Source organism: Streptomyces milbemycinicus (genome assembly GCF_002154605.1).
GTDB lineage: Bacteria > Actinomycetota > Actinomycetes > Streptomycetales > Streptomycetaceae > Streptomyces > Streptomyces milbemycinicus.
Map to the genome: position 1 here is coordinate 292 of NZ_MUNE01000234.1, position 200 is coordinate 491.

1 protein-coding gene is annotated in these 200 nt (G+C 71.0%); it reads right to left on the minus strand.

Going from position 1 to position 200, the window contains the following annotated elements; translation table 11 throughout:
- On the minus strand, window positions 1-200 hold a 200-nt coding region (locus tag CCN51_RS57565; protein ID WP_425444769.1), incomplete at both ends, for a protein kinase domain-containing protein.

Here is a 200-nt window from a genome sequence, read left to right on the forward strand (position 1 = left end):
TGGGCGACAGGAGGATGTTCGACGGCTTGAGGTCCCGGTGCACCACACCCGCCTCATGCACCGCCAAAAGGCCCTCGGCCAGCGCCGACCCGATGGCGGCGACCTGTGTGGCGGGCAGCGGGCCCGCTTCGTTCACCTTGTCGTGCAGGGACGGCCCGGGCACATACTGCGTGGCGAACCACGGCCGGTCGGCCTCCAGG